This is a genomic window from Mesorhizobium sp. L48C026A00, from assembly GCF_000502375.1.
GTDB classification, from domain to species: domain Bacteria; phylum Pseudomonadota; class Alphaproteobacteria; order Rhizobiales; family Rhizobiaceae; genus Mesorhizobium; species Mesorhizobium muleiense.
Genome location: NZ_AYWU01000017.1, coordinates 174,939 through 196,711, shown reverse-complemented (window position 1 = coordinate 196,711; position 21,773 = coordinate 174,939). Strand labels below are relative to the sequence as shown.

Sequence of the window (21,773 nt, the reverse complement as noted above, 5' to 3'; positions counted from 1 at the left end):
TCCGAAGCCATCAGCTAGATATAGCCCAAGCCGCGCAACGCGCGCGACGAAAATACCGGGGAGAAAGGCCGCAATCCAAAGCTGGTGCTTGCAGCCAAAGGTCCTCCACCCTATAGCAGCGCCTTGAGATGACCGACGCTTCGTCCCTGCCACTCTATCCCCACCGCCATCTTCTGGGCATCCGCGATCTTTCCCCCGCCGACATCGAGCTTTTGCTGGACAGGGCGGACCGGTCAGTCGCGATCTCGCGGCAGTCGGAGAAGAAGGCCTCGACGCTGCGTGGCCGCACCCAGATCAATCTGTTCTACGAAGCTTCGACCCGTACCCAATCGTCGTTCGAACTGGCCGGAAAACGGCTCGGCGCCGACGTCATGAACATGTCGGTGGCCAGTTCTTCGGTGAAGAAGGGCGAGACGCTGATCGACACGGCGATGACACTGAACGCCATGCATCCCGACATCCTGATCATCCGCCACCAGTCGGCGGGTGCCGCCGCGCTGCTGGCGCAAAAGGTCGGCTGCTCGGTGATCAATGCCGGCGACGGCGCCCATGAGCACCCGACGCAGGCGCTGCTCGACGCGCTGACCATCCGCCGCGCCAGGGGCCCGCTGTCGAAGCTGATCGTGGCGATCTGCGGCGACATCCTGCATTCGCGCGTGGCGCGTTCCAACATCATGCTGCTCAATGCGCTCGGCGCGCAGGTGCGCGTCGTGGCGCCGTCGACGCTTTTGCCCGCCGGCATCGAGAAAATGGGCGTGATCGTCACCCGTTCGATGGCCGAAGGGCTCAAGGACGCGGATGTGGTGATGATGCTGCGGCTGCAGCGCGAGCGGATGGAAGGCGCCTTCGTGCCTTCGGTGCGTGAGTATTTCCACTATTTCGGCCTTGACGCCGAGAAGCTGAAGGCGGCCAAGGACGGCGCTCTGGTCATGCACCCCGGCCCGATGAACCGCGGCGTCGAGATCGCCTCGGAAATCGCCGACGGTCCGCAGAGCGTCATCCAGGAGCAGGTGGAGATGGGTGTCGCCGTGCGCATGGCGGTGATGGAAGCGCTGCTCGATCCCCGCCGCAATTATGAGGGCCGCAACCTTGAGGGCCGCGGCGCATGAGCACAACGGTGTTCAGCCGGGCCCGCATCGTCGATCCGTCGCGCGGCATCGATGAGGTCGGCACCGTCATTGTCGAGGGCCGCAAGATCGTCGCCGCCGGCAAGGCGGCCTTGAACCAGGGCGCTCCGCAAGATGCTAATGTCATCGACTGCGACGGCAAGGCAATCATTCCCGGCCTGATCGATGCGCGCGTCTTCATCGGCGAACCGGGCGGCGAACACCGCGAGACCATCGCTTCGGCCAGCGTGGCGGCGGCCGCCGGCGGCGTCACTTCCATCGTCATGATGCCCGACACCGACCCGGTGATCGACAATGTCGCGCTGGTCGAATTCGTGCTGCGCACCGCCAAGGACACGGCCATCGTCAACATCTTTCCGGCGGCGGCGATCACCAAGGGGCTCGAAGGCCGCGAGATGACCGAATTCGGCCTGCTGCGCGAGGCCGGCGCGATCGCCTTCACCGACGGGCGGCACACCATAGCAAGCGCACTGGTGATGCGCCGCGCGCTGACCTATGCGCGCGATTTCGGCGGCGTGATCGCGCATGAAACCCAGGACGCCGAACTCGCTTCGTCAGGCGTCATGAACGAAGGCCTCTATGCCAGCTGGCTCGGCCTTGCCGGCATTCCGCGCGAGGCCGAGTCCATTCCGCTGGAGCGCGACCTTGCGCTGGCGCGGCTGACTGGCGGCGCCTATCACGCGGCCAAGATTTCGACTGCGATGGCGGCAAACGCGGTAACGAGGGCCAAGGCCGACGGCACCAAAGTCACATCAGGCGTCTCGATCCACAATCTGTCGCTCAACGAGAACGATGTCGGCGAATACCGCACCTTCTTCCGGCTGACGCCACCGTTGCGCGCCGAGGAAGACCGGCTGGCGATGATCGAGGCGGTCAAGGACGGCACCATCGACATCATCGTATCCTCGCACGACCCCCAGGATGTCGACACCAAGCGGCTGCCTTTCGCCGACGCCGCGGCCGGTGCCATCGGACTGGAAACGCTGCTCGGTGCAGCGCTGCGGCTCTACCACAATGGCGATTTGACGCTGCTCAGGTTGCTTGAGACATTGTCCACTGCGCCGGCAAGACTGTTCGGCCTGCCCGGCGGCACGCTGAAGCCGGGTGCGGTCGCCGACATTGCGCTGGTCGATCTCGACGAGCCATGGATCGTCAGCGAAAGCGGCATCCGTTCGCGCTCGAAAAACACCTGTTTCGAAGGCGCGCGGCTGCAGGGCAAGGTCTTGCAAACGATGGTGGCGGGCCGCACAGTGTTTTCGGCCTAATGCATGTCGCGCAAAAGCATGCCCTCGGGCCTGACCCGAGGGTGCGCAGCGGTTTTGCGATAACGACATGCATAAAACAGCAACCTAAAGCGCGTCGCGTGAGGCCGGTCAAACGCGACGCGCTTTAGGGCATATCCGGGGGAACAATGGCTTACGGCATCGTCTTGGCGCTGGTGTTCGGCTATCTGCTCGGCTCGATCCCGTTCGGCCTCCTGATCACCCATGCCGCCGGCCTTGGCGACGTCCGCAACATCGGCTCCGGCAATATCGGCGCCACCAATGTGCTGCGCACCGGCAACAAGGGCCTGGCTGCCGCCACTCTGCTGCTCGACGCGCTGAAAGGCACGGCGGCGGTGCTGATCGCCGGTTACTTTGCCCCGGAGCTCGGGCTCTGGGCCGGCTTAGGCGCCTTCTTCGGCCATCTCTTCCCGGTCTGGCTCGGTTTCAAGGGCGGCAAGGGGGTCGCCACCTACCTCGGCGTGCTGATCGCTCTTGCCTGGCAGGTGGCGCTGATCTTCGCCCTCGTCTGGCTGGCCATGGCTTTCCTGTTCCGTTATTCCTCGCTTGCGGCGCTGACGGCAGCAATCGTCGTGCCGATCGCGCTCTATGTCCTCAGCACGCCCGAGATTGCCGGGCTGTTCGCGCTGATGAGCCTGATCGTCATCATAAAGCACCGGGCCAACATTATCCGGCTGCTGGCCGGCACCGAGAACAAGATCGGAGCCAGGGAGTGAGCCAGCGCGCCGCCGGGACGCGGCTCAGCGACCGGCAGCGGTTGAGCTGGCTTCGTTTGATCCGCACGCCGAATGTCGGTGCGGCCACCTTTCGCGACCTGATCAACCGCTTCGGCTCGGCCGAGACGGCGCTCGAGATGCTGCCCGAGCTGATGGTTTCGGGCGGCGCCAGAAAGGCCGTCCGCATCCCGACGGTGGCCGAGGCCGCGGCTGAACTGGAGACCGCACGGCGCGCCGGCGCTCGCTTCGTCGGCATTGGCGAGGCCGACTATCCGCCGCTGATGAAAAACATGGACCATCCGCCGCCGCTGCTCGCGGTCAAGGGCGAAGGCGCGGTGTTCCGGCTGCCGGCGGTCGCCATAGTCGGCGCCCGCAACGCCTCGCTGGCCGGCATCAAGATGGCGCGGACGCTCGCCGCCGAACTCGGCCGCGACGGCTTCGGCATCGTCTCCGGCCTGGCGCGCGGCATCGACACGGCAGCACATCAGGGCAGCCTTGCGTCAGGCACGATCGGTGTGCTGGCCGGCGGCCTCGACCTGCCCTACCCGCCCGAGAATGCCGCATTGTGCAACGAGATTGCCGAGCGCGGCGGCGCCATCATTTCAGAGATGCCGTTCGGCTGGCAGCCGCGCGCCCAGGATTTTCCACGCCGCAACCGCCTTGTCGCCGGTGCGGCATTGGGGCTGGTCGTGGTCGAGGCGGCGCTGCGTTCCGGCTCGCTGATCAGCGCCAGGCTTGCCGGCGAGATGGGCCGGCTGGTCTTCGCCGTCCCCGGCTCGCCGCTCGATCCGCGCGCCGCGGGCGCCAACGCCTTGCTCAAGGACGGCGCCACCCTGGTCACCGAAGCATCGGACATTACCGGTGCGATCGCGCCGCTGGTCGGCGCACTGGCGCCAAGGACGCCGCTGCTCGAAGAGCCGCCCGACTTTTCGGCAACACCGCCACCCGGCGAAGACGACCGCGCCCGCGTCATCGAAGCGCTCGGCCCAACGCCGGTGGCGATCGACGAAATCATCCGCCACACCGGCCTGCATCCCGCCCAGGTTTTCATGGTGCTGCTGGAACTCGACCTAGCCGGCCGGCTGGAGCGCCACGCCGGCGGGAACGTGTCGCTGGTGTGATCGAGACGATTCTTGAGAGAACCTGGCTCGACGCCGCTGGAAAACCCAAGGCGTCATGAAGCATCTCGCTTTAGACCGGGAACAGGAACGCTAACCTGTTGATTTTCAGGGAAAAAATGGTGAGCGCGCAGGGATTCGAACCCTGGACCTACTGATTAAAAGTCAGTTGCTCTACCGGCTGAGCTACGCGCTCCCGCGGGCTCAGGATGCCGCCCTCGAAATTGCGCGGAACATAGGGAGAGTGTCTCGAACGGTCAACCGGAAAAAGAGGCCTCGCGAGCCGGACTTTTCGCGGTCTGCTGACGCCTCGCAAACCGTCTCGACAAGACCGGAGTGGCTGTCTCGCACAAAAGCCGAGACGCATTACGAATCAGCAGCTTGCTATTCTTCGCGGAACAATTGCGCAACATCCCCGTTTTATCGCTACAAGGGACGACGTGTTCAAGGAGAAGACCATGAACAGGATCATGTCGGGCTTGCTGGCGACTGCGCTGTCAGCGTCGTTCGCTGTAGCACAAATCGTGCCCGTCAACGCCCAGCCCATCTATGTGCCGCTAGGCCAGAATGTCTCGTCGGATGTCCAGACTGTCGAACACAGACGATGGAGGCGTGGTTTCGACCGCGATTTCTCCCGTCGCGATTTCCGCCGTGAGTCCCGTCGCGATTTCTCCCGTCGCGATTTCCGCCGCGATTTTTCTCGTCGCGATTTTGACCGCCGCGATTTTCGTCGTTTCGCCCGTAACGACGATTTCAGGTATTGGCGCGGCTATCGCGGCTATCGCTACTATCGTCCTGGCTATCGTCGCTACAACGACTACTGGTTCCCGCTGGCGGCCTTCGCTACCGGCGCGCTGATCACCGGCGCGATCATCAACAACCAGAGCCGCCGCATCTATCGCGGCGATGCCCACGTGGAGTGGTGCTACAGCCGCTACAGATCTTACCGGGCTTACGACAACACGTATCAGCCTTACTACGGTCCCCGCCGGCCGTGCATCTCGCCCTATTGATAACAGGGCGAAGCTGAACAAGAGTCGTTGAAGAGAAGAGCCTGCGCTGACACGGCGCAGGCTCTTTCTTCTTCGGTGCGCGAATCTACAGCGGGCTCAGTGTCCGGCGCACAGCATGGCGCCAACCCGCCAGCTTTGCGGAACGGACCGATGCATCCATGTCCGGTCGAAACCGTCGCTCCAGCGCCCAGCTCCTGGCGAATTCCATTGTCTTCGGCCAGACGCCCGCCTTCGAGCCGGCCAGCCATGCCGCGCCGAGCGCCGTCGTCTCCAGGATGGTCGGACGGTCGACCGGCGCATCGAGGATGTCGGCCAGCCGCTGCATCGTCCAGTCCGACGCCACCATGCCGCCATCGACCCTGAGAACGGTCTTCGCTGACGCGCCCTTCCAGTCCTTGCGCATCGCATCGAGCAGGTCGCGCGTCTGGAACGCGACGGATTCGAGTGCGGCACGGGCAAATTCCGCCGGGCCCGAATTGCGGGTCAGCCCGAAGATGGCGCCGCGCGCCTCAGCGTCCCAGTGCGGCGCGCCAAGCCCGACGAAAGCCGGCACCAGATAGACTTCCTGGGTCGGGTCGGCGCTCGCCGCCAGCACGCCGCTCTGCTCGGCCTTGCCGATCACCTTGATGCCGTCGCGCAGCCATTGCACGGCAGCACCGGCGATGAAGATCGACCCTTCCAGCGCATAGGTGGTCTTGCCGTTCAGCCTGTAGGCAATGGTCGTCAGCAGACGGTTCTTCGAGCGCACCAGATCGCTGCCGGTGTTGAGCAGCGCAAAGCAGCCGGTGCCATAGGTCGATTTCATCATGCCCGGCTCGAAACAGGCCTGGCCGATGGTCGCCGCGTGCTGGTCGCCGGCTACACCGAGGATCTTTATCTCTGCGCCGAACAGGCTTTTCTCTGTGATTCCATAGTCGTCGGCGCAATCCTTCACCTGCGGCAGCATTCTTACCGGTATACCGAGAATGGCCAGGAGCTCGTCGTCCCATCCATTCTTTTCGATGTTGTAGACCAGCGTGCGCGAGGCGTTGGTGGCGTCGGTAGCGTGAACCTTGCCGCCGGTCAGCCGCCAGATCAGAAAGCTGTCGATGGTGCCGGCCAGCAATTCGCCGTTCTCGGCACGTTTTCTGGCGCCCTTCACCTTGTCCAGCATCCAGGCGATCTTGGTGCCGGAGAAATAGGGATCGAGCAGCAGGCCGGTCTTCCTGGTGAACTTCTTCTCCAACCCCTGCTTCTTCAATTTCTGGCACAGCGGCGCGGTGCGGCGGTCCTGCCAGACAATCGCGTTATGGATCGGCCTGCCGGTCGCCCTGTCCCAGATGACGACGGTCTCGCGCTGGTTGGTGATTCCGATGGCCGCGACATCCGACGCATCGCGGCCGGCGCTCTTCAGCGCAGCCTTCGCCGTCGCCACGACACTCGACCAGATTTCCTCCGGATCATGCTCTACCCAGCCGGAGGCCGGATAATGCTGGATAAATTCCTTCTGGCCGCTGCCTACGACCTTCATCTCACCGTCGAACAGGATCGCCCGGCTCGACGTCGTCCCCTGGTCGATTGCTAGGATAAAGCCAGTCATTCTCACTCCCTCGGCGCAAACAGGGGAGACGGCAAGATGCCGCCTCCCCCGATTGGTGCGATGCGGGCGCGAACGCCCGGACCGATGCTCAGTTGCTCCAGCTCTTGACCAGCTCGTCGTAGTTGATGGTCTGCGGCTTGTCCTTCTCCGGCTCGATCTTCAGCTGCGGCGCGAGATTGCCCTTGGCGACGGCATCGGCGTTCCACTCCTCCAGGGTCTTTTCCTCGGCGAGTTTCGGTCCGATGTCGCCCTGCACGCCGGCGCGCTCGAGGCGCTCAAGCACCTCTTCCTGCTCGGCACAGAGCGAGTCCATCGCCTCCTGCGGAGTTTTGGCACCCGACGAGGCGTCGCCGATCGCCTGCCACCAAAGCTGTGCCAGCTTCGGATAGTCAGGGACGTTCGTACCCGTCGGCGACCACTGGACGCGGGCCGGCGAGCGGTAGAACTCGATCAGGCCGCCGAGCTTCGGGGCGCGGTCCGTGAAGCTCTTGTGCTGGATCGTGCTCTCGCGGATCAGCGTCAGGCCGACATGGGCTTTCTTAACGTCGACTGTCTTCGAGGTGACGAACTGCGCGTAAAGCCAGGCTGCCTTCGCGCGGTCGTCAGGCGTCGACTTGAGCAGCGTCCAGGAACCCACGTCCTGGTAGCCGAGCTTCATGCCGTCCTTCCAGTACACGCCATGCGGCGACGGAGCGAAGCGCCATTTCGGCGTACCGTCCTCGTTCACGACGGGAAGGCCGTCCTCCACCATGTTGGCGGTGAAGGCCGTGTACATGAACATCTGCTGGGCAATTTCGCCCTGCGCCGGAACCGGTCCGGATTCCGAGAAGGTCATGCCCTGGGCCGCGGCCGGAGCGTAAGCCTTCATCCAGTCGAGATATTTCTGGATGGCATAGACCGACGCCGGACCGTTGGTGTCGCCGCCGCGAGCCACGCAGGAGCCGACGGGCCGCGACTTCTCGTCGACCTTAATGCCCCATTCGTCAACCGGAAGACCATTCGGCAGCCCCTTGTCACCATTGCCGGCCATCGAAAGCCAGGCATCGGTGAAGCGCCAGCCGAGCGACGGATCCTTCTTGCCGTAATCCATATGGCCGTAGACCTTCTTGCCGTCGATCTCGCGGCCGGTGAAGAATTCGGCGATGTCCTCATAGGCCGACCAGTTGACGGGAACGCCGAGGTCGTAGCCGTACTTCGCCTTGAAGTCCGCCTTGTTCTTCTCGTCGTTGAACCAGTCGTAGCGGAACCAGTAGAGGTTGGCGAACTGCTGGTCGGGCAGTTGGTAAAGGTCGCCGTCCGGAGCCGTCGTGAACTTGGTGCCGATGAAGTCGGCGAGGTCGAGGTTCGGGTTGGTGACGTCCTTGCCCTCGTTCGCCATCCAGTCGGTCAGGCTGCGTGCCTGCTGGTAGCGCCAATGGGTGCCGATCAGGTCGGAGTCGTTGACATAGGCGTCGTAGATGTTTTCGCCCGACTGCATTTGCGTCTGCAGCTTTTCGACAACATCGCCTTCGCCGATCAGATCATGGGTGACTTTGATGCCGGTGATGTCTGCGAACGCCTTGGCCAGCGTCGTCGATTCATAAGAGTGCGTCGTGATGGTTTCCGAGACGACCTTGATGTCCATGCCCGCAAAGGGTTTTGCAGCATCGATGAACCACTGCATCTCGGCTTCCTGGGCGGCGCGGTCGAGCGTCGACATGTCCTTGATCTCGGCGTCGAGAAACGCCTTGGCTTCGTCCATTCCAGCATAGGCTTGGCCGGCTCCGAGGAGCAGGACCAGAGCAGTCGTTGACGTCAGAAATTGCCTTCGCATGTGTTTCCTCCACTGTTCAGTTCTAAGTGCTATCTGGAGCAGCCCCCGGGCATGCTCCAACAGTTTCCCCCTCTATACGTAGCGGAACACGCCGATGGCGTAGACCACGGAGAGAGCGAGAGCCCACCACAGGTTGGGTCCGACAAGACCCAGCCAAGCGAGATGGATAAAGGCGCTGCCAAGCAGCGATAGGAAGAGACGGTCGCCGCGCGTCGTCTCGAAGCGCAAGACGCCGATGCGCGGATTGCCGCCAGGCGAGGCGTATTCCCAGACCGCCATGCCGCAGAGCAGCAGGAAGATGGTGCCGAAGAAGGCGGCGGTCGGCCAGGTCCAGGCCATCCAGGAGAAGCTCATGATCACACCCTCCCCAGGGCAAAGCCCTTCGCGATATAATTTCGCACGAACCAGATGACGAGCGCACCCGGTATGATGGTGAGCACGCCGGCTGCGGCCAGCACACCCCAGTCGAGGCCCGAGGCCGAAACCGTCCGCGTCATGATCGCGGCTATCGGTTTTGCCGCGGTCGTGGTCAGCGTCCGCGCGATCAGCAGCTCCACCCACGAGAACATGAAGCAGAAGAAGGCCGCGACGCCAACGCCGCTCGCGATCAGCGGCATGAATATCTTGAGGAAGAAGCGCGGGAAGGAATAGCCGTCGATATAGGCGGTCTCGTCGATTTCCTTCGGCACGCCCGACATGAAGCCTTCAAGGATCCAGACCGCCAGCGGCACGTTGAACAGGCAGTGCGCCAGCGCCACCGCGATATGGGTGTCGATCAGGCCGAAAGCCGAATAGAGCTGGAAGAACGGCAGCGCGAACACCGCCGGCGGCGCCATGCGGTTGGTCAGCAGCCAGAAAAACAGGTGCTTGTCACCGAGGAAGCGGTAGCGCGAGAAGGCATAGGCTGCCGGAAGCGCCACAGCCACGGAAATCACCGTGTTCATAACCACATAGATGATCGAGTTGATGTAGCCCCTGTACCACGACGGATCATTGAAAATGACCGCGTAATTGGCAAGCGTCGGGTTTCTCGGCCAAAGCGAGAAGGCGCCGAGGATCTCCTGGTTGGTCTTGAAGCTCATATTGACCAGCCAATAGATCGGCAGCATCAGGAAGATGATGTAGATCGTCGGCACCAGCCACCAGAACCGTGACTCCTCGCCGCGTCGCCGCATCTTGCGGGCCAGCGCGGCGTTCGCCGTCTGCGCTTCCGCTGTAGCGGGGGTCTGCCGCATCAGCGTTCGTTCGTTGGCCGTGGTTTCGTCGAGGCGCGCCATCTCACCGCTCCGCATCGTAGGCTGTCATGACGGTGTAGAACACCCAGGACAGGAGCATGACAATCAGGAAATAGATGATCGACATGGCCGCCGCCTCACCGAGGTTGAACTCGCCGATGGCCAGCTTCACCAGATCGATCGACAGGAAAGTGGTGGTGTTGCCGGGCCCGCCGCCGGTCACGACGAACGGTTCCGTGTAGATCATGAAACTGTCCATGAAGCGCAGCAGAACCGCGATCAGCAGCACGCGGTTCATCTTCGGCAGCTGGATGTAGCGGAAGATCGCCCAGCGCGACGCCCCGTCGATCTTGGCCGCCTGGTAATAGGCGTCGGGGATCGAGACCAATCCTGCGTAGCAGAGCAGGACGACGAGGCTCGTCCAGTGCCAGACGTCCATGACAATGACGGTGATCCAGGCGTCGAACGGGTCGTTGACATAGTTGTAGTCGAAGCCGAGCGCGCGCAGCGTATATCCGAGCAGGCCGATATCGACGCGGCCGAACACCTGCCAGATCGTGCCGACTACGTTCCACGGGATGAGCAGCGGCAGCGCCATCAGCACCAGGCAGACCGGAACGCCCCAGCCCTTCTTCGGCATGTTGAGCGCAATGAAGATGCCGAGCGGNCGCCATCAGCACCAGGCAGACCGGAACGCCCCAGCCCTTCTTCGGCATGTTGAGCGCAATGAAGATGCCGAGCGGAATCTCGATGACCAGGATGATGGCCGAGAAGACCAGGTTGCGGCCCATCGCTTCCCAAAACCGGTCGGAATGCAGGATTTCCTCGAACCATTCCGCGCCCGCCCAGAAGAAGACGTTGTTGCCGAAAGTGTCCTGCACCGAATAATTCACGACCGTCATCAGCGGGATGATCGCCGAGAATGCCACCAGCAACAGCACCGGCAGCACCATGAACCAGGCCTTGTTGTTCCAGGTCCTTCCCATGCTCAGCCTCCCATCTCGACGCGCCAGGAATCGGCATAGATGTTGATGCCGGCCGGATCGAAAGCGATCTTCGGATCGGCGGGAATGTCCTCGTCCTCGCCGATAATCGCCGCGATGTCGCGGCCTTCGAAACTGGCGCGCACCACCTTGTGGCGGCCGATATCCTCGACCTTGCGGATTGAAACCGGCATGCCGCTGGCGCCAAGCCTGACATATTCGGGGCGGATGCCGAGTTCGATCGCACCGGTGATCCCGGCCTTGGGCGCGCCCGGCAATTCGATCGTCTGGCTGCCGAGCCGCGCGCTCCTGCCTTCGACCGCGACCGGCATGACGTTCATGCCCGGCGAGCCGATGAAATAGCCGACGAATGTATGCTTGGGGCGCTCGAACAGTTCGGCTGGCGAGCCGATCTGAACGATCTCGCCCTCATACATGACGACGACGTTTTCGGCGAAGGTGAGCGCCTCGGTCTGGTCGTGCGTGACATAGACCATGGTGAAGCCGAAGCGCCTGTGCAACTGCTTCAACTGCGAACGCAGCACCCATTTCATATGCGGGTCGATGACGGTCAGCGGCTCGTCGAACAGGATCGCGTTGACATCGGAGCGCACCAGCCCGCGTCCGAGCGAGATCTTCTGCTTCTGGTCGGCGGTCAGGCCCCTCGCCTTTCGCTTGGCCATGTCGGCCAGACCGGTCATGTCAAGGGTTTCACGCACCTTGCGGTCGACGTCGGGTTCCGCAACGCCGCGGTTGCGCAGAGGGAAGGCCAGATTGTCGTAGACGGTCATGGTGTCGTAGATGACCGGGAACTGGAACACCTGAGCTATGTTGCGCTCCTGCGTCGACAGATTGGTGACGTCCTTGCCGTCGAACAGAAGCTCGCCGTGCGACGGATACAACAGGCCGGAAATGATGTTGAGCAGCGTGGTCTTGCCGCAGCCCGACGGCCCCAGCAGCGCATAGGCGCCGCCGTCCTCGAAGGCGTGATGCACCTCCTTCAGCGCATAGTCCTTGTCCGACTTCGGATGCGGCCCGTAGGCGTGGCGGATGTGATTGCAGTCGATGCGCGCCATGTGCCCTCCTCCTCAAGCCGCCAGCATCTGCGGCGGCGCGGCCGAGCGGCCGTTCGCGTCGAACACCATGATGTGCCGCGGGTCGATGAACACCTCGATGGTCTGGTCCGGCTCGAACACCAGGATGCCGTGCTCAAGCATGACCCAGCGGACATCGGCGAAGTCGAGATGCACGAAACTTTCAGAACCGGTGATCTCGGTGACCGAGACCTTGGCTCTCACCGCCACCGCCGACGGGCTCGGCCGGGCAAGGGAGAGATGGTGGGGCTGGAAGCCGATCGTGTAACTCGTATCGGCAATACCGACGAGTTCAGCCGGCACCGGGAGGCTCACCCCACCTTCAAGAAGGAAGCTCGAACCGCTCTTCTTCAGCACGATCGTGTTGAGCGGCGGATCGGCGAACGTCCTGGCCGTGACGAGGTCGTTCGGCCTGCGGAAGACGTCGATCGTCGGGCCGAATTGGGTGATGCGGCCTTCGGAAAGCGTCGCCGTGTTGCCGCCGAGCAGCAAGGCTTCGTGCGGCTCGGTCGTGGCGTAGACGAAGATGGTGCCGGTTGCCGCAAAAATCTTCGGCAATTCCGCGCGCAACTCCTCGCGCAGCTTGTAGTCGAGGTTGGCGAGCGGCTCGTCGAGCAGCACGAGGCTGGCGTTCTTGACGATGGCGCGCGCCAGCGCGGTGCGCTGCTGCTGGCCGCCGGAGAGGCTGAGCGGCGTGCGGTCGAGAAAGGGCGTCAGCTTGAGAAGGGCTGCGGCATTGCGCACCTCCTTGTCGATCTTTGCCCGCTCGGCACCGGCCACCCTCAGCGGCGAGGCGATATTCTCGTAAACGGTCATCGCCGGATAGTTGATGAACTGCTGGTAGACCATGGCGACGTTGCGCTTCTGCACCGGGATGCCGGTGACATCCTTGCCATCGAACCAGACCGAGCCGGATGTCGGCACGTCAAGGCCGGCCATCAGCCGCATCAGGCTGGTCTTGCCGGAAAGCGTCGGCCCGAGCAGGACGTTGAGCGAGCCATGCTGAAGCGTCAGCGACACGTCGCGTATGTGCTCCGCCGCGCCGACCGTCTTCGACACGTTTCTCAGTTCCAGCATGATGCCTCCTCCCAGGCTTTCTGCATGACTATTCGGCAGCCGCGACATGGCGCCGGCTTATCCCGCGCATGAATTCGTCGAGCGCTGCCGACTGCTCGCGGCTCAGTTGCAGGCCGCGCTTGGTCCTGCGCCACAATACATCTTCGGCCGTCATCGCCCATTCATTTTGAACGAGGTAGCGTACCTCGGCCTCGTAGAGATCGGCGCCAAAGTTGCGGCCAAGGTCGGCATTCGACCTGGCGAGGCCCAGCAGCATCCTTGCGCGAGTCCCGTAAAGCCGGGTCAGGCGGCGCGCCAGACGCGCATCGAGGAACGGATAGGCCGTTTTCAGTTTCGCCACTTCGGCGTCGAAGCCGCTCGCCGGGAAATCGCCGCCCGGCAGCGGCGCGTTTGCCGTCCACGGCTTGCCGCGCTTGCCGAGAAAACCCTCGATTTTCTCGAGCATCGATTCCGACAGCCGGCGATAGGTGGTGATCTTGCCGCCGAAGGTGTTGACGATCGGCGCCGTGCCTTCGCCGCCGTCGGTCTTCAGCACATAATCGCGGGTCGCTTCCTGCGCCTTCGAGGCGCCGTCGTCATAAAGCGGGCGCACGGCGGAATAGGTCCAGACGATGTCCGAACGCTTGACCGGTTGCGCGAAATATTCGCTCGCCGCAGCACAGAGATAATCGATCTCGGCATCGCTGATCTTCACGTCGCGCGGGTCGCCGGAAAAGTCCTGGTCGGTGGTGCCGATCAGCGTGAACTCTTCCTCGTAGGGGATGGCAAAGATGATGCGGCCATCCTTGTTCTGAAAGAAATAGGCGCGCGGATCGTCGAATTTCTTGCTGATGACGATATGGCTGCCCTGTACCAGCCGGACATTGTGCACGTCGTTCAACCCGACCGTAGCCGACAGCACGTGGTCGACCCATGGGCCGGCGGCGTTGACCAAAAGCCGCGCCTTGACCTCCTCGGTATCGCCGGTCTGCGTGTTTTGCAGCCTGACCGTCCAGAACTCGCCTTCACGGCGTGCGTCGACGACTTTCGTGCGGGTTCGTATCGTTGCGCCGCGATCGGCGGCGTCGCGGGCGTTCAACGCCACCAGCCGCGCATCGTTGACCCAGCCGTCGGAATATTCGAAGGCCCTGCGAAACAACGGCTTCAGCGGCTTGCCGGCTGGATCGTTTGCCATGTCCAGCGTCTTGGTCGCCGGCAGCAATTTGCGCCCGCCAATGTGGTCGTAGAGGAAAAGGCCGAGCCTGATCAGCCAGGCCGGGCGCAGGCCCTTGGCATAGGGCAGCACGAAGCGCATCGGCCAGATGATGTGCGGCGCGTTCTTCCAAAGGATCTCGCGCTCCATCAGCGCCTCGCGCACCAGGCGGAACTCATAGAACTCCAGATAGCGCAAGCCGCCATGGATCAGTTTGGTCGAGCCCGAGGACGTGCCGCTGGCCAGATCGTTCATCTCGGCAAGAAACACCGAGAAGCCGCGCCCAACCGCATCGCGGGCAATGCCGCAGCCGTTGATACCGCCACCGATGACGAAGATGTCATGGATCGGGGATGCGCTCACAAAAAGTCCTCCCGGATTTCGCATTGCAGCATTTTCAGGTTTTTACGAAACCGTGTCGGGATTATTTCGAAATAGGAACGAATGTCAAACGAAATATAAACAGCGGGAGTTGCCGCAACGGCACTCTAGGAGAGCGAGGTTTCGATCAGTTGAACCTCTGCTTCCTGGCAGATCTTGCGCACCGACGGGATGTCGCAGCGGTCGGTGATGAAAGTGTTGACCTGCGACAAGTGGCCGATGCGAACCGGCGCCGTCCGCTCGAACTTGGTCTGGTCGGAAACGAGGATGACATGCCGGGCATTGGCGATGATCGCCTGCGCCACCTTCACCTCGCGAAAATCGAAATCGAGCAACGCACCGTCATGGTCGATCGCCGAGGCGCCGATCACCGCGTAGTCGACTTTGAACTGCCTGATGAAATCAACCGCCGCCTCGCCGACCACACCGCCGTCGGAACCCCGCACGACGCCGCCGGCAATAACAACTTCGATGGAAGGATATATGCGCATCCTGTTGGCAACATTGATATTATTGGTGATGACCATCAGGCCGGTATGATCGAGAAGCGCCTTGCTGACCGACTCCGTCGTGGTGCCGATATTGATGAACAGCGAGGCGTTGTCCGGGATCAGCCTGGCTGCGGCGCGGCCGATCGCCTCCTTCTCGTCGGCGGCGATCTTGCGCCTCGCCTCATATTCCATGTTTTCGATGCCGGACGGGAACAGCGCCCCGCCATGGATACGGGAAAGCAGGCGCTGGTCGCACAGATCGTTGAGGTCCTTGCGGATGGTCTGCGGCGTCACGTTGAAATGCGTTGCCAGATCCTCGACCAGCACGCGGCCATTGTCCTTGGCCATCTGGATGATCTCGGAATGACGCGGCGACAGATACATTGGGGATCTCCCGTTTTCGTTTTCCTTGTCTATAGCGAAAAACGAAAGCGGTGAAAAGGCATGGGGGCGGCTAACGAAAAATGCATGCGTCCAAAGACAAACCTCCACGCAACTTCGCCGACCAATTCAGGCCAGCCGGCGGGAGATTTCGGTGATGACCCCGAATGCGGTGTCGACATCCGCCGCCGTCGTCTCGAACTGGCCGACCTGAAAGCGGATCGCGACCTGCCCGTCCACCCGTGTCTGCGTCAGGTAGATGCGGCCATCGTCGTTGATCGCGTTGACCAGCCGCAGGTTGTGTTCGTCCGAATCGGTGCCGGCCGCCCGATGCCGGAACGAGAACAGCGACAGCATCGGCTCCGAGGCGATCTCGAAATCCGGTTCCCTGGCCAGCCGCTCGGCCAGCCCTTCGCTCCAGGCGACATGGTTGCGGATCATGGTCCGCAGATTTTCCAGCCCGTGGGCGCGCAGCAGGAACCAGAGTTTCAGTGCGCGAAAGCGACGCCCGAGCGGCACCGACCATTCGGAATAGTTGATGATGCCGTCGCGCCCATGCGTCTCCAAGTAGTCCGGTTTGATGGCCAGCGTCCGCACCAGGTCTTCCGGCCGGCGGATGAACTGCACCGAGCAGTCGAACTGCGCGCCCAGCCATTTGTGCGGGTTGAAGACGATGGAATCCGCCTGCTCCACGCCCGCCCAGAAATGCCGGTATTCCGGACATATCATCGCCGATCCGGCCCAGGCGGCATCGACATGCAGATAGAGGCCGTGCCGTTTCGCCACCGCGGCGACGCCGGCGATATCATCGGTGCCGCCGGTGCTGGTGCCGCCGACGCAGGCGATAATGCCGGCCGGCAGCATGCCCGCCTGCCGGTCGGCAACGACAGCCGCTTCGAGAGCTGCGACATCCATGGCGCGAAAGCGGCCGGCAACCGGAATACGCACGAGATTGTCCTCGCCGACGCCCGACACCCAGATCGCCCGGTCGATGGAGGTGTGGACCTGATCGGAAGAATAGACGCGCAATATCGGCTGGCCTTGCAGGCCCTTCTTGTTGCCCTGCCAGTCGAGCGCGCGCTCGCGCATTGTCAGCACGGCGGCGAGCGTCGCCGACGATGCCGAATCCTGCATGACGCCGGAAAACCCTTCCGGCAGGCCAAGCGCCTGACGCATCCAGTCGACGACGCGCGTCTCGAGTTCGGTCGCTGCCGGCGAAGTTTGCCAGAGCATGCATTGCGCGGCCATAACCGAGACCAGATATTCGGCCACCACCGAGACCGGTGCGGCATTGGCCGGGAAATAGGCGAAGAAGCGCGGATGCTGCCAATGCGTCATGCCGGGCAGGATTTTGCGCTCGAAGTCGGCGAAGATTGCCTGCATCGTTTCGCCATGTTCCGGCGGCGAGACTTCGATGCTTCTGGAGATTTCGCCCGGCTCGACGAGCGGCCGCACCGGCCTTTCGCGAAGTGTGCTCCTGTAGTCGGCACCCCATTCGGCCGCGCGCAGCGACCACTCCCGGAATTCGTTGCTATTCATCTTGCTCTCCGTCGCATCGGGCCCAGCGATCAAAGAGCACGAAAAACGGAGGCTTTCACTCGGGAAAGTCAGGCAGGCTCGCAAAAGCAGCCTTCAGTGCATTCGACCAGCCGTCCGAGATCGTCCGATAATATTGGTCGTCCTGGGCGATCCGCTTCTTCAGGCTGACCTTGAAGGCGTCCTTTTCGTAGAACAGCAGGTCGAGCGGCAGACCGACCGACAGGTTCGATTTCAGCGTCGAGTCGAACGACACCAGCAGCAGTTTCACCGTCTCGGCGAAACTCATCGCCTTCTCATAGGCGCGGATGATGATCGGCTTGCCGTATTTGGTCTCGCCGATCTGGAAGAACGGCGTGTCTTCGGTCGATTCGATGAAATTGCCTTCCGGATAGATCATGAACAGCCGCGGCGCGCTGCCCTTGATCTGGCCGCCGAGGATGAAGGAGGCATTGAAGTAGGAATCGGCCTTTTCGCCCGCCGGCGACGAACTGGCGATGACTTCCTTGACGGTGTCGCCGACCAGCCGCACCGTCTGGTACATCGACGGCGTTTCAAGCAGCGTGGCGTGGCGATCGGCCACCGCCTTGGTGCGCTCGTCGAGCAGGCTGACGACAGCCTGCGTCGTCGCCAGATTGCCGGCCGACATCAGCACGATGACGCGCTCGCCCGGCTGCTCCCAGACATGCATCTTCTTGAAGGTAGAGATCGAATCCATGCCGGCATTGGTGCGCGTGTCCGACATGAACACGAGCCCGCGATCGATCTTCAAGCCGACGCAATAGGTCATCGAATCCCTTTGGCAGCAAATCTTGCCGGGGATTACTGCTCCACGGTGACGGTCACCGCAAGCTGTTCTTCCGCTTGTCCCAGCCGAATTCCTGATACGGGCGTGGCATCGCGGTAATCACGGCCGGTTGCCACCTTCACATAGCGTTCGTCGGGCGAAATGCCGTTGGCGACGTCGAACGCGACCCAGCCAAGGCCCGCAACATGCGCTTCGGCCCAGGCATGGCTCGCCGCCTGCTCGACCGCCGCATCCATCATCAAATAGCCGCTGACGTAGCGGGCCGGAAACCCCATGGCCCGCGCGGCGGCGGCAAAGATGTGGCTGTGGTCCTGGCAGACGCCGGTCTTGAGCGCCAGCGCGTCCTCGGCCGGGGTCGCCGCGTTGGTGGTGCCCATCGTATAGGCGACGCGCTCGCCGATCACCGCCATCAGCCGGTGCAACCTTTCGATATCGGCCCCCTCGCCGACCGAGGCCGCGAGTTCGCGAATACCGCCGCCGATCGTGGTCAACGGCGTTTCCTGGCCAAACAACCACAGCGGCGCGAAACCCTGATGCGGCCCGCTGACGCCTGATGTGTCGCGTGTCACCACCTCGCCCGATGCCTCGACGGTGATGAAATCGCGCTCGCCTTCGACGCTCAAAAGCCGCGTGTCGTTGCCGAAATGGTCGGTGAAGCGCACCTCTTCGCGCGCCCCTTCGATCTTCAGCGCCCAGGACAAGACGGTCTGTGTCGGTCCGCTGACTGGAAGCAGCCGCAGCCGCTGCAACAGATAGTGCACCGGCGCATCGTAGCGGTACTCGGTCCGGTGAGTGATCTTCAGCCGCATTGCTCTCGTCCCCTGAGCATGATCTTTTCCGGAAACCGGCTTCCACCTTCCGGGATCATGCTCGTCCCCTGAGCATGATCTTTTCCGGAAACCGGCTTCCACTTTCCGGGATCATGCTCAATAAAACCTGTAGTCCTGCGCGATCTCGTCGCCGAGCCTGATGTTGTCGAGGATGAAATTGGCCAGGAATTCATGCAGGCCGGCATCGAATATGTCCTTGATCGAGCCGGCGGCCAGCATCGCCTGGGTTTTGCCGGCTGTCACATGACAGGCATGGCGCTCACCGTAATCATCACCCAGGAATCTGAGATGCTCCGTCAGGAAACGGTAGCAGAAGGTCAGCGAGCGCGGCATGCGAACGTTGAGGATCAGATAGTCGGCGATGTTGCTCGGCTTGTAGTCGGCCTCATAGACCCAGCGATAGGAGCGATGCGCCGACACCGAACGCAGGATCGATTCCCACTGGTAGTTGTCGAGCGTGGAGCCGACCCACGAGATCGACGGCAACAGCACGTAGTATTTCACGTCCAGGATGCGCGCCGTATTGTCGGCGCGTTCGACATAAGTGCCGAGCTGCGAGAAATCGAAGATCTCGTTGCGCAGCATGGTACCGTAGAACGAGCCGCGGATCAGTGCCGTTTCGCGCTTGATCGCGTCGAGCACGCTGGGCAGGTCGCGTTCGTCGATCGGCTTGGCCAGCATGCGCTTCAGCGACATCCAGGCTTCGTTGATGCTTTCCCAGGTTTCGCGCGTCAATGCGGTGCGCACCATGCGGGCATTGTTACGGGCCGTTTCGATCGACGTCATCGTGCTCGACGGGTTGGATGTGTCGCGCAGCAGGAAATCGGCAACGTTGGCGGCGGTATAGTCGGAATATTTCTGCGTGAAGGCAGCGTCCGAACCGGCACTGAGCAGCACCGAATTCCACTCTTCGGAGGCGTTCTGGGTGCGGGTCAGCGCCATGCGCAGCCCGGCATCGACCAGCCGCGCCATGTTTTCCGCCCGCTCGATGTAGCGGTTCATCCAGTAGAGCCCGTTGGCGGTGCGGCCGAGAAGCATTCTACGCGGTCCTTCGGACGGTGAATGGTGAATGGTGAATGGTGAATGGCCAAATTTTTCCAGGGCACGACGCCGCGTGCTTTATTTCAGGGCATTTCACCAACATCAACGACATGTCATCCTTATCTATTCACTATTCACTATTCACTATTCACTATTCACTCTCTAATCATCCAGCACCCACGTATCCTTCGTCCCGCCGCCCTGGGACGAATTGACCACCAGCGAGCCTTCCTTCAGCGCCACACGCGTCAGCCCGCCCGGCACGATCTGGATGCGATCAGATACCAGCACGTAGGGCCTGAGATCGACATGGCGCGGCGCCAGTCCCTTGTCGGTCAGGATCGGACAGGTCGACAGCGCCAGCGTCGGCTGGGCGATGTAGTTCGACGGTCTTGCCGCGAGTTTCTTGGAAAAATCCTCGCATTCCTTCTTGGTCGCGGCCGGCCCGACCAGCATGCCGTAGCCGCCGGAGCCATGCACCTCCTTCACCACCAGCTCGTCTATATGTTCGAGCACGTATTTCAGGCTGTCCGGCTCCGAGCAGCGCCAGGTCGGGATGTTGCCGAGGATTGCTTTGCGGCCGGTGTAGAATTCAACGATCTCGGGCATGTAGGAATAGATCGCCTTGTCGTCGGCGATGCCGGTTCCCGGTGCATTGGCGATGGTGATGTTGCCGGCACGGTAGACATCCATGATGCCCGGCACACCCAGTGCCGAGTCGGGGCGGAAGGTCAGCGGATCGAGGAAAGAATCGTCCACCCTTCGATAAAGAACGTCGATCTGCTTGTAGCCTTCGGTCGTGCGCATCGCGACGTGGCCATCGATGACGCGCAGATCCTGCCCCTCGACAAGCTGCACACCCATCTGGTCGGCAAGGAAGGCATGTTCGAAATAGGCGGAATTGAAGCTGCCCGGAGTCAGCACGGCAATTGTCGGCGCGCCCTTGGTACCTTGCGGCCGCACTGCCGCCAGCGACTGGCGCAAGAGCTGCGGATAGTTTTCCACCGGCCGCACCTTGATCTGCTGGAACAGTTCGGGAAAGAGCTGCATCATCGTCTCGCGGTTCTCCAGCATGTAGGAGACGCCGGACGGCGTGCGCGCATTGTCCTCCAGCACGTAGAACTCGTTCTCGCTGATGCGAACGATATCGACGCCGATGATATGGGTGTAGACGCCGGCTGGCGGCCGCACTCCGATCATCTCCGGCAGGAATGCCTCGTTCTTGGCGATCAATTCCTTGGGGACGCGCCCGGCGCGCAAAATCTCCTGGCGGTGGTAGATATCGTCGAGAAAGGCGTTCAGCGCCTGGACGCGCTGCTCGATGCCTTGCGTCAGCCGTCGCCATTCATTGCCGGAAATGATGCGCGGAACGATGTCGAAGGGAATAAGGCGCTCGGAGGCTTCCTGCTCGCCATAGACGGCAAAGGTGATGCCGGTCTTGCGAAAGACGCGTTCGGCGTCCTGCATCTTTTCGGTAAGCCTGGCCGGATCCTGCTCCTTCAGCCAGCGATCGTAAGCCGAATACGGTTTTCTCAATCCGGAGATTTCCGGAAGCATTTCGTCGAACGCTGCCAATCGCTTACTCCCTGTGAGGCCATTTCACTGGCGTCACCGGAGAAAATCAAGCGCAATCGGTGATTTGGAGGATGTTGGCGATCAGTATGTCGCGACCTGCCTAAAATTAGGGCAGCGCCGATATGGCTGGGTCAGGCTTTGCCTTGTGCCCGGGCAGGTGGCAGGCGTCGCTCAGAACGCGCGGAAGGTGACCACCGTAAACGTGTCCTTGATGCCGGGAAGACTCTGCACCTTCTCGTTGACGAAGTGGCCGATGTCTTCGTCGTCGTCGACATAGAATTTGGCGAGCAGATCGTAGTCGCCGGCTGTCGAGTAGATTTCCGAGGCGATCTCGGCATCGGCCAACGCGCCGGCAACGTCATAGGACTTGCCCAGATCGCACTTTATCTGCACGAAAAATGCCTTCATTGCCCGGTCCTGCTCAGCTTGCACGGCATAAGCGGCCCTTGTGGCAGACTGCCGCCCGGCTTTCAAGCATCAGGACGGCGCTCAGGCAAAAC

Annotated in this window: 19 protein-coding genes, 1 tRNA gene and 1 pseudogene; 5 read left to right on the top strand and 16 right to left on the bottom strand. The window is 62.3% G+C overall.

Features of this window, described 5'->3' with window-relative positions:
• Positions 1–128 precede the first annotated feature (128 nt).
• The 4 genes from X738_RS67110 to dprA all read left to right on the top strand — a co-directional run bounded on the left by X738_RS67110 (position 129) and on the right by dprA (position 4,247).
• The gene (locus X738_RS67110) at positions 129–1,109 is read left to right on the top strand and encodes an aspartate carbamoyltransferase catalytic subunit (protein ID WP_023801193.1); all 981 of its coding nucleotides are present in this window, start codon (positions 129–131) and stop codon (positions 1,107–1,109) included.
• Positions 1,106–2,392 carry a dihydroorotase gene (locus X738_RS67105; RefSeq protein ID WP_023801192.1) on the top strand — a complete coding sequence of 429 codons (1,287 nt, stop codon included), beginning with the start codon at positions 1,106–1,108 and terminating at the stop codon, positions 2,390–2,392. Before X738_RS67110 ends, X738_RS67105 begins: the two co-directional genes overlap by 4 nt.
• A gap of 146 nt (positions 2,393–2,538) precedes the next feature.
• Positions 2,539–3,126 (top strand): glycerol-3-phosphate 1-O-acyltransferase PlsY, encoded by a 588-nt coding sequence (plsY, locus tag X738_RS67100; RefSeq protein WP_023801191.1) that lies wholly within the window; start codon positions 2,539–2,541, stop codon positions 3,124–3,126.
• Positions 3,123–4,247 carry a DNA-processing protein DprA gene (gene dprA / locus X738_RS67095; RefSeq protein WP_023801190.1) on the top strand — a complete coding sequence of 375 codons (1,125 nt, stop codon included), beginning with the start codon at positions 3,123–3,125 and terminating at the stop codon, positions 4,245–4,247. The genes plsY and dprA overlap by 4 nt, the downstream gene beginning before the upstream one ends.
• 117 nt (positions 4,248–4,364) lie before the next feature.
• Here dprA and X738_RS67090 read toward each other — a convergent pair.
• Positions 4,365–4,440 (bottom strand) — tRNA-Lys (locus tag X738_RS67090).
• A 262-nt stretch (positions 4,441–4,702) separates the two neighbouring features.
• On the opposite strand from X738_RS67090, the gene X738_RS67085 reads away from it, so the two are divergent.
• Positions 4,703–5,257 (top strand): BA14K family protein, encoded by a 555-nt coding sequence (locus X738_RS67085; protein ID WP_023801189.1) that lies wholly within the window; start codon positions 4,703–4,705, stop codon positions 5,255–5,257.
• Between the two features lie 85 nt (positions 5,258–5,342).
• Here X738_RS67085 and glpK read toward each other — a convergent pair whose 3' ends face one another.
• From glpK to X738_RS67010, 15 genes and pseudogenes are all read right to left on the bottom strand, one after another.
• Positions 5,343–6,836, bottom strand: coding sequence for a glycerol kinase GlpK (glpK, locus tag X738_RS67080; RefSeq protein WP_023801188.1), 1,494 nt, complete (start codon positions 6,834–6,836; stop codon positions 5,343–5,345).
• Between the two features lie 88 nt (positions 6,837–6,924).
• A complete protein-coding gene (locus X738_RS67075) occupies positions 6,925–8,649 on the bottom strand; it encodes an ABC transporter substrate-binding protein (RefSeq protein WP_023801187.1) in 1,725 nt (574 codons plus the stop codon).
• A 72-nt stretch (positions 8,650–8,721) separates the two neighbouring features.
• Positions 8,722–9,003, bottom strand: a complete 282-nt coding sequence (locus tag X738_RS67070) for a DUF2160 domain-containing protein (protein WP_023801186.1) — start codon at positions 9,001–9,003, stop codon at positions 8,722–8,724.
• 2 nt (positions 9,004–9,005) lie between these two features.
• Positions 9,006–9,884 (bottom strand): carbohydrate ABC transporter permease, encoded by an 879-nt coding sequence (locus X738_RS67065; protein WP_084833813.1) that lies wholly within the window; start codon positions 9,882–9,884, stop codon positions 9,006–9,008.
• A gap of 43 nt (positions 9,885–9,927) precedes the next feature.
• Positions 9,928–10,870 (bottom strand): annotated as a pseudogene (locus X738_RS67060) (carbohydrate ABC transporter permease).
• Between the two features lie 2 nt (positions 10,871–10,872).
• Positions 10,873–11,943, bottom strand: a complete 1,071-nt coding sequence (locus tag X738_RS67055; protein WP_023801184.1) for an ABC transporter ATP-binding protein — start codon at positions 11,941–11,943, stop codon at positions 10,873–10,875.
• 12 nt (positions 11,944–11,955) lie between these two features.
• Positions 11,956–13,038, bottom strand: coding sequence for an ABC transporter ATP-binding protein (locus tag X738_RS67050; RefSeq protein WP_023801183.1), 1,083 nt, complete (start codon positions 13,036–13,038; stop codon positions 11,956–11,958).
• A 28-nt stretch (positions 13,039–13,066) separates the two neighbouring features.
• Entirely contained in the window at positions 13,067–14,593 is a 1,527-nt protein-coding gene (glpD, locus tag X738_RS67045) for a glycerol-3-phosphate dehydrogenase (protein WP_023801182.1), read from the bottom strand.
• A gap of 125 nt (positions 14,594–14,718) precedes the next feature.
• The gene (locus tag X738_RS67040) at positions 14,719–15,486 is read right to left on the bottom strand and encodes a DeoR/GlpR family DNA-binding transcription regulator (protein WP_023801181.1); all 768 of its coding nucleotides are present in this window, start codon (positions 15,484–15,486) and stop codon (positions 14,719–14,721) included.
• 126 nt (positions 15,487–15,612) lie between these two features.
• The gene (locus tag X738_RS67035; RefSeq protein WP_023801180.1) at positions 15,613–17,022 is read right to left on the bottom strand and encodes a pyridoxal phosphate-dependent decarboxylase family protein; all 1,410 of its coding nucleotides are present in this window, start codon (positions 17,020–17,022) and stop codon (positions 15,613–15,615) included.
• Positions 17,023–17,077: 55 nt separating this feature from the next.
• Complete coding sequence (locus X738_RS67030) at positions 17,078–17,809, bottom strand: peptidase (RefSeq protein WP_023801179.1); 732 nt, start codon at positions 17,807–17,809, stop codon at positions 17,078–17,080.
• 32 nt (positions 17,810–17,841) lie between these two features.
• Positions 17,842–18,636 carry a transglutaminase family protein gene (locus tag X738_RS67025; RefSeq protein ID WP_023801178.1) on the bottom strand — a complete coding sequence of 265 codons (795 nt, stop codon included), beginning with the start codon at positions 18,634–18,636 and terminating at the stop codon, positions 17,842–17,844.
• Between the two features lie 117 nt (positions 18,637–18,753).
• Positions 18,754–19,695: an alpha-E domain-containing protein gene (locus X738_RS67020; RefSeq protein ID WP_023801177.1), complete on the bottom strand. Its 942-nt coding sequence runs from the start codon at positions 19,693–19,695 to the stop codon at positions 18,754–18,756.
• A 165-nt stretch (positions 19,696–19,860) separates the two neighbouring features.
• A complete protein-coding gene (locus X738_RS67015) occupies positions 19,861–21,273 on the bottom strand; it encodes a circularly permuted type 2 ATP-grasp protein (RefSeq protein WP_023801176.1) in 1,413 nt (470 codons plus the stop codon).
• 171 nt (positions 21,274–21,444) lie between these two features.
• Complete coding sequence (locus X738_RS67010) at positions 21,445–21,681, bottom strand: Lrp/AsnC ligand binding domain-containing protein (protein WP_023801175.1); 237 nt, start codon at positions 21,679–21,681, stop codon at positions 21,445–21,447.
• Positions 21,682–21,773 lie beyond the last annotated feature (92 nt).

Bases quoted from the DNA above. Each gene is read 5' to 3' on its own strand.
- X738_RS67085 (WP_023801189.1), top strand. From the start codon at position 4,703: ATGAACAGGATCATGTCGGGCTTGCTGGCGACTGCGCTGTCAGCGTCG.
- X738_RS67055 (WP_023801184.1), bottom strand. From the start codon at position 11,943: ATGGCGCGCATCGACTGCAATCACATCCGCCACGCCTACGGGCCGCAT.
- X738_RS67110 (WP_023801193.1), top strand. From the start codon at position 129: ATGACCGACGCTTCGTCCCTGCCACTCTATCCCCACCGCCATCTTCTG.
- X738_RS67035 (WP_023801180.1), bottom strand. From the start codon at position 17,022: ATGAATAGCAACGAATTCCGGGAGTGGTCGCTGCGCGCGGCCGAATGG.
- X738_RS67070 (WP_023801186.1), bottom strand. From the start codon at position 9,003: ATGAGCTTCTCCTGGATGGCCTGGACCTGGCCGACCGCCGCCTTCTTC.
- X738_RS67030 (WP_023801179.1), bottom strand. From the start codon at position 17,809: ATGACCTATTGCGTCGGCTTGAAGATCGATCGCGGGCTCGTGTTCATG.
- X738_RS67040 (WP_023801181.1), bottom strand. From the start codon at position 15,486: ATGTATCTGTCGCCGCGTCATTCCGAGATCATCCAGATGGCCAAGGAC.
- glpK (WP_023801188.1), bottom strand. From the start codon at position 6,836: ATGACTGGCTTTATCCTAGCAATCGACCAGGGGACGACGTCGAGCCGG.
- X738_RS67075 (WP_023801187.1), bottom strand. From the start codon at position 8,649: ATGCGAAGGCAATTTCTGACGTCAACGACTGCTCTGGTCCTGCTCCTC.
- X738_RS67065 (WP_084833813.1), bottom strand. From the start codon at position 9,884: ATGCGGCAGACCCCCGCTACAGCGGAAGCGCAGACGGCGAACGCCGCG.
- X738_RS67020 (WP_023801177.1), bottom strand. From the start codon at position 19,695: ATGCTTCTCGGCCGCACCGCCAACGGGCTCTACTGGATGAACCGCTAC.
- X738_RS67025 (WP_023801178.1), bottom strand. From the start codon at position 18,636: ATGCGGCTGAAGATCACTCACCGGACCGAGTACCGCTACGATGCGCCG.
- plsY (WP_023801191.1), top strand. From the start codon at position 2,539: ATGGCTTACGGCATCGTCTTGGCGCTGGTGTTCGGCTATCTGCTCGGC.
- X738_RS67010 (WP_023801175.1), bottom strand. From the start codon at position 21,681: ATGAAGGCATTTTTCGTGCAGATAAAGTGCGATCTGGGCAAGTCCTAT.
- X738_RS67050 (WP_023801183.1), bottom strand. From the start codon at position 13,038: ATGCTGGAACTGAGAAACGTGTCGAAGACGGTCGGCGCGGCGGAGCAC.
- X738_RS67105 (WP_023801192.1), top strand. From the start codon at position 1,106: ATGAGCACAACGGTGTTCAGCCGGGCCCGCATCGTCGATCCGTCGCGC.